The organism is Streptomyces sp. NPDC003011 (genome assembly GCF_053591515.1).
The window spans coordinates 1-14064 of the sequence record NZ_JBSFTY010000142.1 but is presented as its reverse complement, the minus strand read 5'-3'; the positions used below and the strand labels follow the sequence as shown (position 1 = coordinate 14064).

General features: G+C 67.0%; 13 protein-coding genes and 7 pseudogenes. 11 read left to right on the top strand and 9 right to left on the bottom strand.

The genetic code is table 11. From position 1 onward, the window contains the following. Positions 1 to 452 precede the first annotated feature (452 nt). The 3 genes and pseudogenes from ACWD0J_RS39575 to ACWD0J_RS39565 all read right to left on the bottom strand — a co-directional run. Positions 453 to 624 (bottom strand): annotated as a pseudogene (locus ACWD0J_RS39575) (tyrosine-type recombinase/integrase); the annotation flags it as partial. A gap of 406 nt (positions 625 to 1030) precedes the next feature. Beyond that, positions 1031 to 1477: a DUF3237 domain-containing protein gene (locus ACWD0J_RS39570; protein WP_451500708.1), complete on the bottom strand. Its 447-nt coding sequence runs from the start codon at positions 1475 to 1477 to the stop codon at positions 1031 to 1033. A 428-nt stretch (positions 1478 to 1905) separates the two neighbouring features. Next, positions 1906 to 2925, bottom strand: a complete 1020-nt coding sequence (locus tag ACWD0J_RS39565) for an SDR family NAD(P)-dependent oxidoreductase (protein ID WP_451500707.1) — start codon at positions 2923 to 2925, stop codon at positions 1906 to 1908. A gap of 816 nt (positions 2926 to 3741) precedes the next feature. Between ACWD0J_RS39565 and ACWD0J_RS39560 the strand changes: the two genes are divergently transcribed. Further along, positions 3742 to 4128, top strand: a complete 387-nt coding sequence (locus ACWD0J_RS39560; RefSeq protein ID WP_451500706.1) for a hypothetical protein — start codon at positions 3742 to 3744, stop codon at positions 4126 to 4128. Between the two features lie 615 nt (positions 4129 to 4743). On the opposite strand, the pseudogene ACWD0J_RS39555 reads toward ACWD0J_RS39560, so the two are convergent. Further along, positions 4744 to 5010 (bottom strand): annotated as a pseudogene (locus ACWD0J_RS39555) (IS1380 family transposase); the annotation flags it as partial. Between the two features lie 339 nt (positions 5011 to 5349). Here ACWD0J_RS39555 and ACWD0J_RS39550 point away from each other — a divergent pair. Continuing rightward, positions 5350 to 5760: an MmpS family transport accessory protein gene (locus tag ACWD0J_RS39550; RefSeq protein WP_451500705.1), complete on the top strand. Its 411-nt coding sequence runs from the start codon at positions 5350 to 5352 to the stop codon at positions 5758 to 5760. Between the two features lie 653 nt (positions 5761 to 6413). Further along, positions 6414 to 6692, top strand: coding sequence for a hypothetical protein (locus tag ACWD0J_RS39545; RefSeq protein ID WP_451500704.1), 279 nt, complete (start codon positions 6414 to 6416; stop codon positions 6690 to 6692). Positions 6693 to 7446: 754 nt separating this feature from the next. Here the strand turns inward: ACWD0J_RS39545 and ACWD0J_RS39540 are convergent. After that, positions 7447 to 7920: a GNAT family N-acetyltransferase gene (locus ACWD0J_RS39540; RefSeq protein ID WP_451500703.1), complete on the bottom strand. Its 474-nt coding sequence runs from the start codon at positions 7918 to 7920 to the stop codon at positions 7447 to 7449. Between the two features lie 202 nt (positions 7921 to 8122). Here ACWD0J_RS39540 and ACWD0J_RS39535 point away from each other — a divergent pair, with 202 nt between their 5' ends. From ACWD0J_RS39535 to ACWD0J_RS39520, 4 genes and pseudogenes are all read left to right on the top strand, one after another. Beyond that, positions 8123 to 8413, top strand: coding sequence for a hypothetical protein (locus tag ACWD0J_RS39535; RefSeq protein ID WP_451500702.1), 291 nt, complete (start codon positions 8123 to 8125; stop codon positions 8411 to 8413). Next, a pseudogene (locus ACWD0J_RS39530) lies at positions 8401 to 8714 on the top strand (telomere-associated protein Tap); the annotation flags it as partial. The gene ACWD0J_RS39535 and the pseudogene ACWD0J_RS39530, both read left to right, overlap by 13 nt. A 51-nt stretch (positions 8715 to 8765) precedes the next feature. Then, positions 8766 to 9212 (top strand): annotated as a pseudogene (locus tag ACWD0J_RS39525) (transposase); the annotation flags it as partial. Between the two features lie 114 nt (positions 9213 to 9326). After that, positions 9327 to 9980 carry a DJ-1/PfpI family protein gene (locus tag ACWD0J_RS39520; RefSeq protein WP_451500709.1) on the top strand — a complete coding sequence of 218 codons (654 nt, stop codon included), beginning with the start codon at positions 9327 to 9329 and terminating at the stop codon, positions 9978 to 9980. A gap of 54 nt (positions 9981 to 10034) precedes the next feature. On the opposite strand, the pseudogene ACWD0J_RS39515 reads toward ACWD0J_RS39520, so the two are convergent. Both ACWD0J_RS39515 and ACWD0J_RS39510 read right to left on the bottom strand, forming a co-directional pair. Then, positions 10035 to 10295, bottom strand: a pseudogene (locus ACWD0J_RS39515) (maleylpyruvate isomerase N-terminal domain-containing protein); the annotation flags it as partial. A 10-nt stretch (positions 10296 to 10305) separates the two neighbouring features. After that, a complete protein-coding gene (locus ACWD0J_RS39510; RefSeq protein ID WP_451500701.1) occupies positions 10306 to 10815 on the bottom strand; it encodes an N-acetyltransferase family protein in 510 nt (169 codons plus the stop codon). Between the two features lie 62 nt (positions 10816 to 10877). Here ACWD0J_RS39510 and ACWD0J_RS39505 point away from each other — a divergent pair, with 62 nt between their 5' ends. Beyond that, on the top strand, positions 10878 to 11195 hold the full coding sequence (locus ACWD0J_RS39505; RefSeq protein WP_451500700.1) for a hypothetical protein: 318 nt from the start codon (positions 10878 to 10880) through the stop codon (positions 11193 to 11195). Positions 11196 to 11531: 336 nt separating this feature from the next. Here the strand turns inward: ACWD0J_RS39505 and ACWD0J_RS39500 are convergent. Both ACWD0J_RS39500 and ACWD0J_RS39495 read right to left on the bottom strand, forming a co-directional pair. Beyond that, positions 11532 to 11672 (bottom strand): annotated as a pseudogene (locus ACWD0J_RS39500) (IS3-like element ISMyma3 family transposase); the annotation flags it as partial. Positions 11673 to 11700: 28 nt separating this feature from the next. Then, positions 11701 to 12135, bottom strand: a complete 435-nt coding sequence (locus ACWD0J_RS39495) for an Rrf2 family transcriptional regulator (protein ID WP_451500699.1) — start codon at positions 12133 to 12135, stop codon at positions 11701 to 11703. A 128-nt stretch (positions 12136 to 12263) separates the two neighbouring features. Between ACWD0J_RS39495 and ACWD0J_RS39490 the strand changes: the two genes are divergently transcribed. The 3 genes and pseudogenes from ACWD0J_RS39490 to ACWD0J_RS39480 all read left to right on the top strand — a co-directional run. Beyond that, a complete protein-coding gene (locus ACWD0J_RS39490) occupies positions 12264 to 13013 on the top strand; it encodes an SDR family NAD(P)-dependent oxidoreductase (protein ID WP_451500698.1) in 750 nt (249 codons plus the stop codon). 323 nt (positions 13014 to 13336) lie between these two features. Beyond that, positions 13337 to 13711 (top strand): annotated as a pseudogene (locus tag ACWD0J_RS39485) (transposase); the annotation flags it as partial. Between the two features lie 133 nt (positions 13712 to 13844). Next, the coding region (locus ACWD0J_RS39480) for a hypothetical protein (RefSeq protein ID WP_451500710.1) at positions 13845 to 14064 on the top strand (220 nt) is incomplete at its 3' end.

The window sequence follows — 14064 nt, the reverse complement described above, 5'->3', positions numbered from 1 at the left end:
TCAGCCCGCCACCCTGCGCGTACCTCATACAGACGGCATACCGCCGGGATCATCAACTGTCAGCCCCCACGACACCCCGCTTTGAAGGTCAGTAACGGACATGTTCTCCAAGAAGCGCGGCACACCCTGACGGATGCGCCGCGCATACCCGCCACGGAAATGCGGAGCGAAGGAGGCGTCTGCACGAAGTCGCGCAAGCGCGCGAAGGAACTGATGGCGCAGATCACGGACTTCCCCAAGGCCACTTGGCGACAGGGTCCTCCCCGGCCTGAGGGCCGGGGAGTCCAGAGGGAGCAATGGCGCTTGCGGTGGCTGCCGTCGCAGGCGCCGCGTCAAGGGCGCCGGCCAGGAGCAGTCCGACGAGCGCCCCACCGTCACGGTCGAGCAGGTCTTCGACCTCGCCGATGCCATGGGCCCGCGCCGGCGCCTGATAGTCCTGCTCACGCCTTTGCCTTGCGGCCGAAGGCCCACTCGAGGAAGGGGGCGTCCATCTCGCCGACGAAGAGGAGGCCATCCGGCTCCTTCTCGGCGAACCACTGCAGGTGGCGACGCAGTCCGTAGCGAACATTCGTCGAAGTCGACGCTGTGACGGCGCAGTTCGGTCGGTTCCTCCGGGCAGAGGGAAGTGGCGCCAACCGGTGCAAGCTGATGGACCTCGTGGTCCGCGCGGGCCCGTGCTGGGGCGGGACGGTGACGGTGACGGTGTAGTCGACGATGCGCACAAGGTGCGCCTGGAGCAGCCCCGTCTGGGTGCGGCCGTGGAAGCGGGCGTCGCCCAGGCGCTGGCCTCGGGCGAGGGGGCTGCCGGCCGCTTCGACCAAGCCTCACAGTTCATTGTCGGCGAAGTTGCGGTCGGCCGGCAGCGGTATGTCAGGCCGCAGAATGCGAGCAGGCGGCGGGCGAGGTTGTGCTCGCCGAACCGGGTGACCACCGGCTCCGCTCTCCACCGTGAAGCGAGAAGAACGGTCCTCACCATCACAGTGAGGACCGTTCCGTCACGGTGCAGAAGCCGTGATGTCGCTGCTCCGGCTCAGTTCACGGCATAGATCTCGTAGCCCACCTTGCCGGGCGAGATGAAGCCGCCCACGCCGACCGCGATCAGACCGTTCAGCCATGCGTACGGCTCGGCTGCGGTCTCAAACGTCGGCGCAGTGCGCCAGTAGACCTGGGACGGATCGGAGGGTCCGTCGGCCGACTCGTCGAGCCCCCGGATCAGCCCCTTGTAGGTCATCAGAATTGTGTGGCCGTCGTGCGTACGGATCGGCTGAAGGACGTTGATCTCGAATGTACCGTCAGCGCGTCCGACTACACGGTCACCGCCGAGTGGGAGCAGCTCACCGCGCAGCCTCGGCCCCTCGACCGTACCGCCGACCGCGTGCGTGAACCTCACGGAGCCATAGGGGGTGTCTCCGACGGGCACCTCCTCGCCTGTCTCGACTTCTACGCGGAACAAGAACTCAAGGTCCGGTGCTGGCATGTCGGTTTCCTTTCTACCGTGTCATAGGTTCGCGTGGGGAAGGCCGCGGCGGCCGGATCCAGAACCACCGCCGCAGAATTTTTCTTTTCGGTACGGGGATGACCCACTACGGGTAGCGGATTGACGGAATCGGTCCAGGCATCCTGCGTGGAATTTTCTTCTGGGGGAATGGAATCACCGTTGGAGGTTCAGTGATGAAACGTAGGCTTCAACTGCCGACAGCAGCATCCAGTCAGCGTTCAGCAGCGTGATTACGACGTTCTCAGGTGGGGTTTAGCCCTCAAGAGAATGATGATACGTCAACAGTTGACACGTCAAGCACCCTTGGTTCGCTCGTGCGGGTACGGGGTGCTTCACAAAAGGGGCGCGGTACCGTCGAGTGGCCGCGCCCGCCGTCGACGGTGCCGGCTCTGGCCGCTTGGTGCCGATCATTCCTCGCCGAGGCCGATGAGCTGCAGGCGCAGTGCATCGAGTTCGGCGTCGGACTTCTCCCGGACGAGGCGCAGGATCTGCTCGGCGTCCTCGCCGACCGCACCGCGGATGGGTGCGGGCACCTGCTCGACCAGCTCGATCACCCGGTCGGCTGACGCCTCGCTGCTCAGCCCGCTCGCCTGCGAGGAGTTGAGGGAGTTGGTGAACTTGGCGAAGGCTTCGCCGTAGAGGGCGCGCTGCTCCTCGGTCATCGAGTCGGCGACCTGTCGCACAGCTGCCGCCGACTTGGCGGGGCCACCGGTGCTCATGTTGCCAGCCTGGGCCATCACCACGTCGATGCCGAACGGCTTCAGTTCGGCACGGTAGATGTCCGCGATCGCTTCCAAGGTTGCCTTCGAGGCGCTGGAGGGGCCGTTGAACGGGACGGGGAAGCGGCCGGTCATGGCTCCGATCAGGACGATGCGTCCGCGGGAAGCGCGCAGGGCCGGCAGGAAGGCGTTGATGACGGAGAGACCGCCGAAGACGTTGACGTCGAACTCACGCTTGACCGCGGCGAGCGGCAGCACCTCCAGCGGGCCGGGAGTGAGGATTCCGGCATTGCTGATGAGCACGTCCAGGCCGTCCTGGCCGAGCTCTGCGGAGATCTGGTCCACCCACGCGGTGACCGCGTCCTCGTCGGTGATGTCGACGAGAGAAAGGGTGACCGTGCCGTCCGTGGCCTTGTCGAGGTCGATGATCTCGTCCGCGGACAGCGCGGTACCGAAGACCCGGTATCCGCTGGCGGCGAGCTTGAGGGCCATATCCCGCCCCAGTCCGCTGCCGGCGCCTGTGATCGCAACGGTCGACTGCTTGGTGTCCGGCATGGTTTCTGCCCCTTGAATACGCAGGATTCCACCACCCGTTGGCGTCACCCCGGGCAGCGGTTGAACGATGACGGTCCCCACTATCCCTTTCGTTGGTTGATGCGTCAACCGTTCTTCCGTCAGGAGAAGATCTTCGATCGCGACGCCCTGCACCGGGCAGGACCTTCCCGGCCGCCTCGATCCGGTTCACCCTGCGCGGGCAGGCGATCTCGAGGCTGGAGTCGGCGCACTGCCGCCCGCCCACCTTGACCGGCCCACTCTTCTTGAGTTGGGCCGGCATCAGATCCAGCACAGCGTCCGCGCCCTGCCCTCGGCCCCCGTCGGGCCCGGGACTCCGGCAGAATGCAAAGTCGAAACCGGGAACACTCAACTTCCGGCATGCAGGTTCGCAGCGGAGATGCCGACCGGCAGGGGCAGGCCGGTGCGCTCGGTGATCGCATGGATCGTCGAGCCGTTTGCCGCGATCGGCAGGATTCGGCCCTGTCAGGTCCCCCGTTTCAGGGCTCACATGTTCACGGAATCGATCACGCACCTCGCCCAGTCCAGTTCACCCCGCGAGCCGAGTTCATCAAGGATTATTCTGTGCAATTCGGCCCGTACCCGGGCGACGTCCAGTCGGTGAAGCGGCGGTGCGCGGTTGCCTCGGACGGGTCGGAGACGGACGGAAGCTGCCCCCAGGTGCGGCCCGCCATTGTCACGAAGATGATCGCGGCCAGAGTCTCGCAGTCGTAGGTCATCGGGCGCCAGACGTTCGACCATCGCCGCGGACCTCGACCTCTCGACTCGCCCAAATGAGTTGCCGTCTGGGGAAGTTGAACGGCGTGCGGCGGCCTGCTGGTCAGCCCGCTTGAGCTTGACGCCGAGATGCGATCACATAGATGATGCATCAACTTGACCCGGTGTTTCTCAGCTGGGCAGCACGCCTTCACGTGCGCCCACGATGTCGAAGACGAAAGGCGTATGCATCTCATGAAGAAGCGTCTCATTGGCATGATCACCGCAGGCGGCGCGGCAGCCGCGGCACTGGCCGTGACCGCCGGCCCGGCCCAGGCGGCGAGCCAGCCGCCCCAGTGCCAGGCCGACGCGGGCGGCGCCTGCCTGGCCGTCACCAACGGAACCAAAGGCCAGGTCCACAGCATCAGCGTGAACGGCCGGTGCGTGTCATTCACCACGGACAGCGTGAACCAGTACTTCCCCGAGGTGACCGTGCCCTCCTCCGGAACGTCGCCCACCACACTGACCTACTCGGGCTACCACTGCGAGAGCAACACTCAGAACTCGCAGCCCGTGGTCTGGTCCACGGGCCCCTGGGACAGTAACTACCGCTCGGTGGTCATCGGCCGTATCTGGCAGTGACACATGCGATGCGGTGGTCGTTCCAGCTGCGGCCACCGCATCGGCTAGTCGACTCGTTCACGCCCCTACCGGTGAGCGAGACCCTGCGGGTCGGTCGGGGTCGCCTGGAGGCCGTCCAGGCGACCCCGACCGGCCTTTGATGACCGGCTGGCTCGCGGGCTGCTTCGGCGTGGTGACGGTCCACCCGCGGGTCGACTACCGCACCCTGACACCTGGTCTTCACCGCTATCGCCCGCACTCTCATCTGCTACCGCCGACTCGTAAAATGAGATGGGTGCAGGCTTATGAGGGTGATTTCGCAGGGTTCTGTGGTGTAGCTGCCTGGTGTCGGCGCACAAGGAACGCGGCCCTGGCAAGAATTCCGTGAAGCTGGGATGTGCCACCGTGCGACCCGTGACGCTCCGTCACAGGTAGCGGCGTCGGAGCAGAGCCATGAGGATGACGCGGTGGCGGAGCAGCAAAACTCCCCCGCTGTCCGGCCATGATCCGTTTCTGGAGTTCTAGATCGGTGATGTGAGCACTGTCAACTTGTGGGGCTAAACGGGTAGTTGGGGCAGCCTGGGGCGATCAGTGTGGCCGGTGCTGCGCCCGTCAGGAGACCACGGGGGCGCAGCCAGCCAGATCCGCGAAGACCTCGCCGCCGTCGGCGAGCGCTACCGCCAGGTCGGTGGCGATCCGGCCCGTGTCATGTCCGGTCTCGCGCGGCCGAAGCGGCCTGAGCGCGGCGGAGTACGCGGCGGTCAACCCGTTGGCATCGGTGAGATCCGCCGGCAGCCGTGCCCCGGCATGAGCGACCACCCCCGAACCATCGGCGCTGACATGGATCGTGGGACGCAACCCGAGACCCTGCACGTGGAAAGTGCCCTCCGCCTGGACCGGCAGAACCCCTCAGCAAGGTTCATCGTCCCAGGTCAGGAAGGCACTTCGGCGTTCCACCATAACAAGTCTCGTACCCGGGTGAAAACGGCGAAGCTAGGTCCGTTCGATGCGTCGGTGCCGCTTCGGCGACGGGAAGAAAGGTCCCATTCGCACTCCGCGTTCCCAGAACATCGGTGCTGCGGATGCTTTGAGCTTGTCGACCTGGATGGGGTCATGCCCTGCCATCCCACCGTGGAGCAGGCCTGACTGCCCCTGCAAATTCGCTGGATGATAACAGTTTGACTTTACTTTCTCTTTGCGATTGGCTGCGGATCTACCTTTTACGATCCGGGGGGGATCCCTATGAACCGCACTATCCGTATGGCCATCTCCGCCGGCGCCGTCGCCGGCCTCGCGGTCGGCCTCAGCTCCTGTTCCGAGGCGGTCGACCAGGTCGACAGGGCAGTGGACGAGACGTATCAAGTCACCTACGAGGTCACGGGGAAGAACGTCGACTCGATCGACTTCCACGGCGGCGGTGGCAAGGCCATGGAGCCGAAGATCGAGTCGGTGTCGAAGCCCAAGCTGCCCTGGACGAAGACGGTCACGCTGCGCGGCATCATGCCGGCAGCGGTCATGCCGGTCGCCACGGACCCCGAAGGCGCCCAGGTCACGTGCAAGATCACCTACAAGGGCAAGGTGCTCGAGGAACAGAGTGCCAGCGGCCTGGTCACCGCAGGCGGCTGCACAGCGGAGTCCCCGGTCACGGGGTGACCCTGGGCGGCCCTCCGGGGAAGCGGATGTCGTCTGCAGTGCGTACGCGGCCACCGTGCCATCCGTGGCAGGGCCTGTCCCGAGGTGTTGCAAGGCGGGCGGCCCCGGCAGCGGACCCGGTGCCCTCCCCCGCCGTCCGTCGGCGTGAAGTGACCATCGCCTCCCTTCGACGCAGCCTGCCCCTCAAGGAGCCAGGCGAACGCACGCCCTCACCACGCGAAGCCGCACGCTGGGTCATCACTGTCCCCTACTGGCACGGCCCGCAAGCGCAGCATTTGTGCCGACTGCTCGACACCCGGCTTGAGCTGGATCACTACCTGAAGACCCTGGTGCGCAAGCCCGGCCCTCTACCCGGCACGACGGCACTTGACCAGGCCCGCTCCGCAAGCAGGTTCCCTGTCAGTACTTGAGTTCAGACGCTTCGTCTTGACCGAAGGGCTATGAAACGCGGCGAGCCGCCGCAGCATGACGCTGCGGCGGCTTCGTTCGGTGCTGATCCTCACTCAGCTCGAACGAGCAACCACTCGCCCGACGACGGGAAAGCGCCTTTCGCACGGTGAGCAGGTTGCTTCGCCGAGGTCACGCCCTTTGCTTGGCCAGATCACGCGCGAGCTGGGGTCGGCGCGTTGGGACCACCAGCAGCAGGAGGCACCATGCCGCCAGCGCACGTGCAGCAGGACACCACCGAGGACCAGCCGACCGGGCCCCGGCCACTGGCTCCGCTTCCCTGCGATGTCGAGGCCGTCTTTCCGGTGTTGATCGGCACGGCGCGCGAGGTCATCCTCCTCTATCCCCGGGCCGGGCAGCCGGGAGCGGGTGACAGTTCTGTCGGCGGGCCGCTGCTGTGGCCGGCCGCCGAGCCCTGGCCGATGTGCGCTGGACCAGGCCACTACAAGCCACTCGACCCGCCCGTCGGGCCGGAGCCGGTGTGATGGTCTCGGCGGTCCAGCTGTACGCACGGGATGTGCCCGGCCTTGGATTCCTCGTCGGCACCGACCTGCTGCAGATGCTGTGGCGCCCGCTCGTTCACGAGAACGGCCAGTACGCGGCCAACCCCCGGCTCCATTGGCGCACCGCGGCGCTGACGGCCGCCGGCGCCACTGTCAGGAAGCCTCCTCGCCCGCATACCTCGGACGAGGACTACCTGCCTCGCCCGTGCACCGTTTCCCCCACCCCTGCCGTGGAGTACCCGAACTGGGACCTGCCGGAGGGACTCAGCGAGTTGCTCAGCCAGCGGTTCGAGGACTTGAAGGAGGGAGAAGGGGCTACGACTGCTTCGAAGGTGCCACCACGCAGCAGAGCAAGGTCGGGGGCTACCCGGGGTGGACTCAGCCGCCCGACTGGCCCGACTGCGCAGGCTGCGCCACCCGTATGGACCCCCTGCTCAGTATCACCGCGAGTGAACCAGGAATGGGCCGGTGGCTTCCCCTGATTGACTGGGCCTCCAGCCAGGACAAGGCGGCGACTCCGTGCTGGATGGCCGAGGCCGAGGCCGATCCCGCCGCCTTCGACACGTTCGGGCACGACATGGCCCTGGGAGACCTCGGCGGCATGTACTTCTTCGTCTGTCGCAGCTGCCCCGACACCCCGTACACCCACCGCTACGACTGCTGGCGCCCGCCCGGCCGAGTCGCGCGCCCCGATGCAACTGGCCATTGGACAGCCTCATATATGTCGGCCAGGCGATCAGAGCAGCTTGGCGAAGCAACGGCTGTCGGAATAGCCGCGGTAGGGCCCGAAGTTGGCCGTCGGTTCGTACCCGCTGGAGACGTACAGCGCCATGGCCTCAGGCAGGGGCGTACCCGTCTCGAGCACCACGCGGATCCGCCCGGCGGCCCTGGCACTGTCCTCCAGTGCCCGCAGAATGCGGCGCGAGAGCCCTCGCCCCCGGGCCTCGGGCACCACGTACATACGCTTGATTTCCGCGTCTCCATCCGCGTATCCCTCGTCGTTCGCCTCCTGACCGCGCCAGCCCCCGCACGCCACGGGCTTGTCGCCGCGGTACGCGACGAGGAACAGGCCGTGTGGCGGGTCGAAATGGGAGGGGTGCAGCGGAGTCATGTCGTCGTAGCCGTAGCGGCGCATGTACTCCGCCTGTACGAGGGCGGAGAGCTTCACGGCGTCGGGGTGGTCGAAGCGGACGTGGCGAATCTCCTGCATGGAAGCGCAAGCTAGACGCCACACGTCGCGTCACACAACGAGATTTCCTGGTGGCGAGAGAAGGGGGAGCCGCTGGACGGCGCTGGCTTGGGGACTGCCGAGATCGTCATGGTCACGGTGTACAGCTGGTGCTCAGGTTCCGATGAGACCGGTCACCAGATCACGTGATCGTTTGCGAGTGGTCGGCCAGTCAGGAATCGGAATGGCAAGCCATCGGTCGACGTCACACCCGCCCGTCCAGGCCCCGCCCGTCCAGGCCCCGGCCGTCCAGGCTGCTCCCAAGCGTCCCGCCCGTTCGGCCGCGACGTTGCGCCGCCCGGCGGCGAAGAGGGCGGAGCGAAGCCCGCGATCGCCCCCCCGGTTCCCGCACGGCCCGCTCGTCGTGCGGGACGGCGACGGCTCCGCGAACGGCATCGTGCTCGACGACCCGGCGACCACGCTTCCGAAGCTGGTGGAGCGGACGCTGGAGTCCGGCCGGCGGGCGGGTTTGTGAACGAGGAGGCGAACCAGTGGGTGCGGTCGGTGGAGCTGCTCACCGATGAGGGGTGCACGCTGTCGTACGAGGTCGGCCTGGACCTGAACAGCGCCTTTCTCGCCGCAGCTGCCCGCCTGGCCGTCGACCTGTCGGAGCCCGTGTACTTCAACGCCTCGGCATTCAACCCGAAGTTCCCGGCTCCTGGCCGGTCGACCTCGCCCCCATCGAACTGGACCCGCGTTTGCCGTCGCCGTTCACGTCGACCGGGGAGCGCCCGACGGGACCGGCCTGGTACCAGACGCACACCGTCGCCCACGCCTAGGAGTCCGGCTGCAACGTCGCCCCGATCGAGGCGTACCTGCGACGGGGGCAGGCCTACGTGGCCGATCAACTCGGCTGGACAGGCGGTGGGTTGATCCTCGACGACACCGGCTTCGTGAAGAAAGGCACCACCTCCGCAGGCGTGGAGTACCGATACGCTGGCACCGCCGGACGAACAGAGAATTGCAGACCGGTGTCTTCGCCGCCTACGCCACCACCCGCGCGGCCACGCCCTGGCCGACCGCGAGCTCTTACCTGTCCAAGTCCTGCACAGGCGACCGGGAACGCTGCCAAGTGGTCCGCATCCCCGACGAGCGCACCTTCACACCAAAGCTGACCTCGCCCGCAATGTGATCCTTCGCGCCCTGGCCTCCCCCGCCCCCCCCCATCGCTCGGGCCACCGCGGTTTCCGCCTACGGAACAGGACTCGCACTTCCGGCGCTTCCTGGAAGGCGCCCAGCTCCCTTACGCCGTTGCCGTCCCCAAGTCGCAGCGGAACTCGAAACGCAAAGCGTCGACAGGCATGCCACCAGCCGCTGATTGGCTCTCGACCCAAAACGGCGTGCCAGCGAAACTGCGGATCTGTGATGCCGTGCCGGAAGGAGTTGTGATGCAGGTAGCCGTGGTCACCTTCGACGGGTTCAACGAGCTCGACAGCTTCATCGCCTCTGCCCTGATCAATCGATGCCGTAAGGAGGGCTTGGAAGCCTTCATCACGACACCGACGCCGGTGGTCACGTCCATGAACGGCGTCGAGGTGACCGGGCAGCGGCCGATGGAGTTCGTGAGCGAAGCCGACGTCGTGCTGATCGGCAGCGGGGTGAAGACGCGAGACGTGGTCGCTGACGACCGGCTGATCTCAAAGCTGCCGCTCGACCCCTCGCGACAGTTGATCGGCGCGCAGTGCTCCGGCGCACTGGTGCTTGCCCGGCTCGGATTGCTGGATGGCATGCCCGCTTGCACGGACATGAAGAGCCGGCCCTTCGTCGAAGCCTGCGACGTCACCGTGCTGGACGCGCCGTTCCACGCCGAGGGGAACATCGCCACGGCTGGCGGTTGCCTGGCGTCTCAGTATCTCGCCACGTGGGTGATCAACCGACAGCTCGGGGAGGACGCCGCGTGCGCCGTCATCGACTACGTGGCTCCGGTCGGCGAGAATCAGGAGACTGTCGAGCGCGCGATGCATGCAGTTTCGGCGAAGGCCAGCCCTTGCAGGGCGAGTCATCGCGTTTCGTATCGACCTTCGGTCGTGGCCTCCACGTAGAACCCGTGGGCGACCTGCGGTGGGTAGCCGATGAGTTGCGCGCGGTGCTCGGCTGCGCTGCGGCCAGCCGTCGTCTCGATGATCACGTTGCGCTCGTGGACCCCCGCCGTCGTAGCCCGCTATGAGTTCACCGCGCAGGGCATGTTCCGCGAGACGCGCGAACATTCTCGCGTTGTCGGTGAGATGCGCGAGGACGTGGCCGCGTGACCAACCCGGAAGGGCGGATGCCTCGGCGACCTGCTGGTCGCTCAGTCCGGCCACGAGCCTTTCCCGCGTCCGATGGGCTTCGATCACAGCTGCGACGGGAGGTTGCATGCCCTCCGTCCTACAGGGCCGGGTTCTGGTTGAGGACTGCCGTAGCCTGGGCAGCGAGTTCCTTGAGTGGTTCACCGCTCAGCCGGCATACCGTCCACTCGTTCAGCAGCTCCACGCCGAGCGACTTGTAGAACTCGATCGTCGGTTCGTTCCAGGCCAGGACCCACCACTCGAAGCGCTCGTAGCCGTTTTGTTGACAGACCGCGGCCAGGGAGGCGAGCAGAGCCTTGCCGTGTCCTCCACCTCGGGCGTGCGACCGCACGTAGAGGTCCTCCAGGTGCATGCCGCGCGTGCCGGTCCAGGTCGAGAAGCGGGGGAACCACAGGGCATAGCCCACGGCCTGCCCCGTCTCGTCGTCCTCAGCGATCAGTGCGAACGCGGCGGGATGTTCTCCGAACAGCGCGTGGCGGAGCTGCTCCTCGGTTGCTCGGGCCTGCTCAGCAGCCCGTTCGTACTCAGCGAGTTCGCGGATCATCGCGCGGATCTCCGCGATGTCGTCAACAGTGGCGGCCCGGATCATGCCGGAGATCATCGGCCACCGAACCGAGCCGTGTCCATCCAATTCCGCGCCTTCTCCGCGGCGTGAACCCGACCGTGGTCTTCGGCCTCGACGGACGATCTGCAGAACACGTCCGCAGCTGGGCCGACAAGAGCCTTGTGGCGCGTCAACGCGCTCAGCAATGCTGCCTCACTCCGCGCGAAGGCTGGGACCACTCCACCCCGTACCTCAAGCGCATCCTCGCCGACGTGTGGCAGGCCGACCTCGTCGTCATCGAACGCGAACTCACCCTCGCCGCGACCACCCCCGGCATGGAACACCTCCACGACCGCGCCGCCGGCCTGCACACCAAAGCCCTGGCCGCAGCCCGCCACGCCGGCCGTGAAATCGCGGCCAAGTGACACTGCAATCGGCCGGGCGTCCACCTTCACGCCGCTGAGTACCCGAGGCCGAGAAGTACCCGTCGGTGAGCTGCCACTCGACCGACATCCCTCGGGCCAACAACGGTTGCTCTCCGCCACAGCGGAGATCAACCGTCGTGAGGCTGTGCCGGACGGCCTGCGACCGGCGGACGGCACATAGCCGACAAGCCACCGCCGTACGGGGCAACGGAGAAACGAGCCAGCCCGCCGGTCGACAGGATCCTGCCACCAGAGGGCGGCACATCAAGGACCAATCACCACAGGCGGCTTCGGCCCGTGTCCACCCGCCGATCGCCAACAGCCTGACAGTGACGCCAAGAAAGCCGACACCGCTTCGAGGATTTCGTTCGCCCGCCGAAGCTCGGCGTTCCCGGCCTTGAGCCGCCTGATCTCTGCAGCCTCTTCGGAGGTGACGCCGGGCCGCCGGCCGGTGTCCACCTCGGCCTTGCGGACCCAGGGGTGATGTCAGGGCGTAACGGGGCGGCTAGCGAGGTGCCGCGAGTACGTCCTGGAGTACGTTCTCGAGCGTGACGCGGGCCAGCTCGCGTCTCAGGGTCTCCTCGATGCCCTCGTAGATGCGCTGCATGGCCGGCTGGATGCCGTGACCCACCACGCATCCCTGGTCCGGGGTGGTGCGGTGCATGGCGAACAGCGGGCCGGGTTCCACTGCCTCGTACACGTCGAGCAGGGTCATCGACTCCAGTTCGCGTGCCAGCGACCAGCCCGCGCCCACGCCCCGCCGGGACTCCACGAGCCCGGCCCTGCGCAGCTCGCCGAGCAGCCGTCTGATCACCACGGGGTTGGTGTTCGCGCTGGTCGCGATCTGCTCGGAGGTGGCGACTTCATGGCCCTGGCGCTGGTAGAGGCCGATCCAGGCCAGCGCGTGGGCGGCGATGGTCAGCCTGCTGTTGGCGCTCATGGTGTCCTCCTCTCGGCCGCAACGCTTCATGTTACGACAGCGCAGTCGTAACAGTGAAGGTTGCAACAGTCTGTCGTAACAATTAACGTTGCGACTGCCGGGTAGGGTCAATCAACGAGGTGAAAAGAATGAGCAAGCCACTCACGGGCAAGGTCGCCCTGGTCACCGGGGGGTCGCGCGGACTGGGAGCCGCGACCGTACGGCTGCTGGCCGAGCAGGGCGCCGACGTCGCCTTCACCTACGTCAGCTCCGAGAAGCAGGCGCAGGCCGTCGTCGACGAGGTGCACGGCAAGGGAGCCAAGGCCGTCGCCTTCCAGTCCGACCAGGCGGACACGAACCGGGCGCCGGCGCTGATCGACGACGTGGTCGCGCACTTCGGCGGCCTGGACATCCTCGTCAACAACGCGGCGATCTCCGTGGCCGGCACGGTGGACGACCCGGACGCCGACACCGCCGCGCTGGACCGGATGCACGCCACCAACTACCTCGGCGTGATCGCCGTCATCCGGGCCGCCTCCCGAGTGCTGCGCACGGGCGGCCGCATCATCACGGTGAGTTCCGGACTGGGCTCCCGGGTCGGCACCCCCGGCCTTGCCGACTACTCGGCGACCAAGTCAGGGATCGAGAGGTACACCATGGGCGCCGCACGCGACCTCGGGCCCCGGAACATCACGGCCAACGTCGTGGAGGCCGGACTGATGGAGGGCGGCATGCAACCGCCGGACCCCGAGACCCTCAAGGCCCTGCTCAGCTCGCTGTCCCTGCAACGCATGGGACACCCCGACGAAATCGCCGCGGCGATCGCCTTCCTGGCGAGCCCCGCCGCGTCGTACGTCACGGGCGCGGTGCTGGACGCCCACGGCGGCTACAACGCCTGAACCCGAACCCCTGCCGCGCGCCCCGAAGGACACGTGCCTTCGGGGCGCGCACCGCCGACGACCCGCGACAAGGCGTACGACTCGAAGGCTGTGCGCGGTGAGCTGCGACGCCTGCACCCAGGCGCTGATCTCCCATCTGACCGAGACTTGCGCTCCGGACAGCCCCAACGTGATCACGGACGTGGCCACCAGCGCGGCCACCACCCACGACAGTCAGGCTCTGCCCGGCATCCACACCCGCCTGTCGCGGCGCGGGCTGTTGCCGCACGAGCACCTGGCCGACAGCGGCTACACCTCCCTGGTCCACCTGGAACAAGCCGCCCGTGATCACCAGGTCACCGTCTCCGGGCCGATCAGGGGCAACCCCACCCGTCAACATCGCCGGAAGGAGGGCTTTGCCCGGGACGACTTCCGCATCGACTACGACCACCAGCAGGTCACCTGCCCCCCAGGGACAAGTCGGCCAGGGCTGGCACGGCCCCTACCCGACATCCTCGCCCACTGCGGCACCGCTGATCGTGGCCAGGTTCACCAAGGCTCAGTGCCATCCCTGCCCGGCCCGCACCCAGTGCACCACCTCCCGCGAAAGCACCCGCACCGTGGGGTTTCCCCCACGCGAACTCCGCGACTTGCAGTTGGGTGTCCGTACCGAACAGCAGACCCTCGAATGGAAGGCTCGCTACGCGGTGCGCTCCGGAGTTGAGGGAACCGTCAACGAGTTCGCCCACGGCCACGGCATGCGGCGATGTCATCGAAGTTTGAGCAAGTACTCCTGCGCAGGTGAGTACGAGTACTCACGTGCAAGGGGCGGCTTGGTCACAGACTTGGCGCATGAGACGAACCCATGCCCTGACCAGCACGGTTACCCGCTTCCCGCGCCGCCCACGGCACACGCTCGTGATGACAGCTTCTGCCGCTCTGGCGCTCGCCGCCTGCGGCACCGAGAAGACAAGCGCCGGCGGACTGCAAAGCGAGCCCGCTGACACCGCCGAGGCCCGGCCCAGTCTCACGGAGATACTGGACAGGGTCGAGCAGTCGTGTCCCCCGAGCG

Bases quoted from the DNA above. Each gene is read 5' to 3' on its own strand.
- ACWD0J_RS39560 (WP_451500706.1), top strand. From the start codon at position 3,742: ATGAAGAAGCGTCTCATTGGCATGATCACCGCAGGCGGCGCGGCAGCC.
- ACWD0J_RS39540 (WP_451500703.1), bottom strand. From the start codon at position 7,920: ATGCAGGAGATTCGCCACGTCCGCTTCGACCACCCCGACGCCGTGAAG.
- ACWD0J_RS39495 (WP_451500699.1), bottom strand. From the start codon at position 12,135: ATGAGCGCCAACAGCAGGCTGACCATCGCCGCCCACGCGCTGGCCTGG.
- ACWD0J_RS39535 (WP_451500702.1), top strand. From the start codon at position 8,123: ATGGCAAGCCATCGGTCGACGTCACACCCGCCCGTCCAGGCCCCGCCC.
- ACWD0J_RS39510 (WP_451500701.1), bottom strand. From the start codon at position 10,815: ATGATCCGGGCCGCCACTGTTGACGACATCGCGGAGATCCGCGCGATG.
- ACWD0J_RS39570 (WP_451500708.1), bottom strand. From the start codon at position 1,477: ATGCCAGCACCGGACCTTGAGTTCTTGTTCCGCGTAGAAGTCGAGACA.
- ACWD0J_RS39490 (WP_451500698.1), top strand. From the start codon at position 12,264: ATGAGCAAGCCACTCACGGGCAAGGTCGCCCTGGTCACCGGGGGGTCG.
- ACWD0J_RS39545 (WP_451500704.1), top strand. From the start codon at position 6,414: ATGCCGCCAGCGCACGTGCAGCAGGACACCACCGAGGACCAGCCGACC.
- ACWD0J_RS39550 (WP_451500705.1), top strand. From the start codon at position 5,350: ATGAACCGCACTATCCGTATGGCCATCTCCGCCGGCGCCGTCGCCGGC.
- ACWD0J_RS39520 (WP_451500709.1), top strand. From the start codon at position 9,327: ATGCAGGTAGCCGTGGTCACCTTCGACGGGTTCAACGAGCTCGACAGC.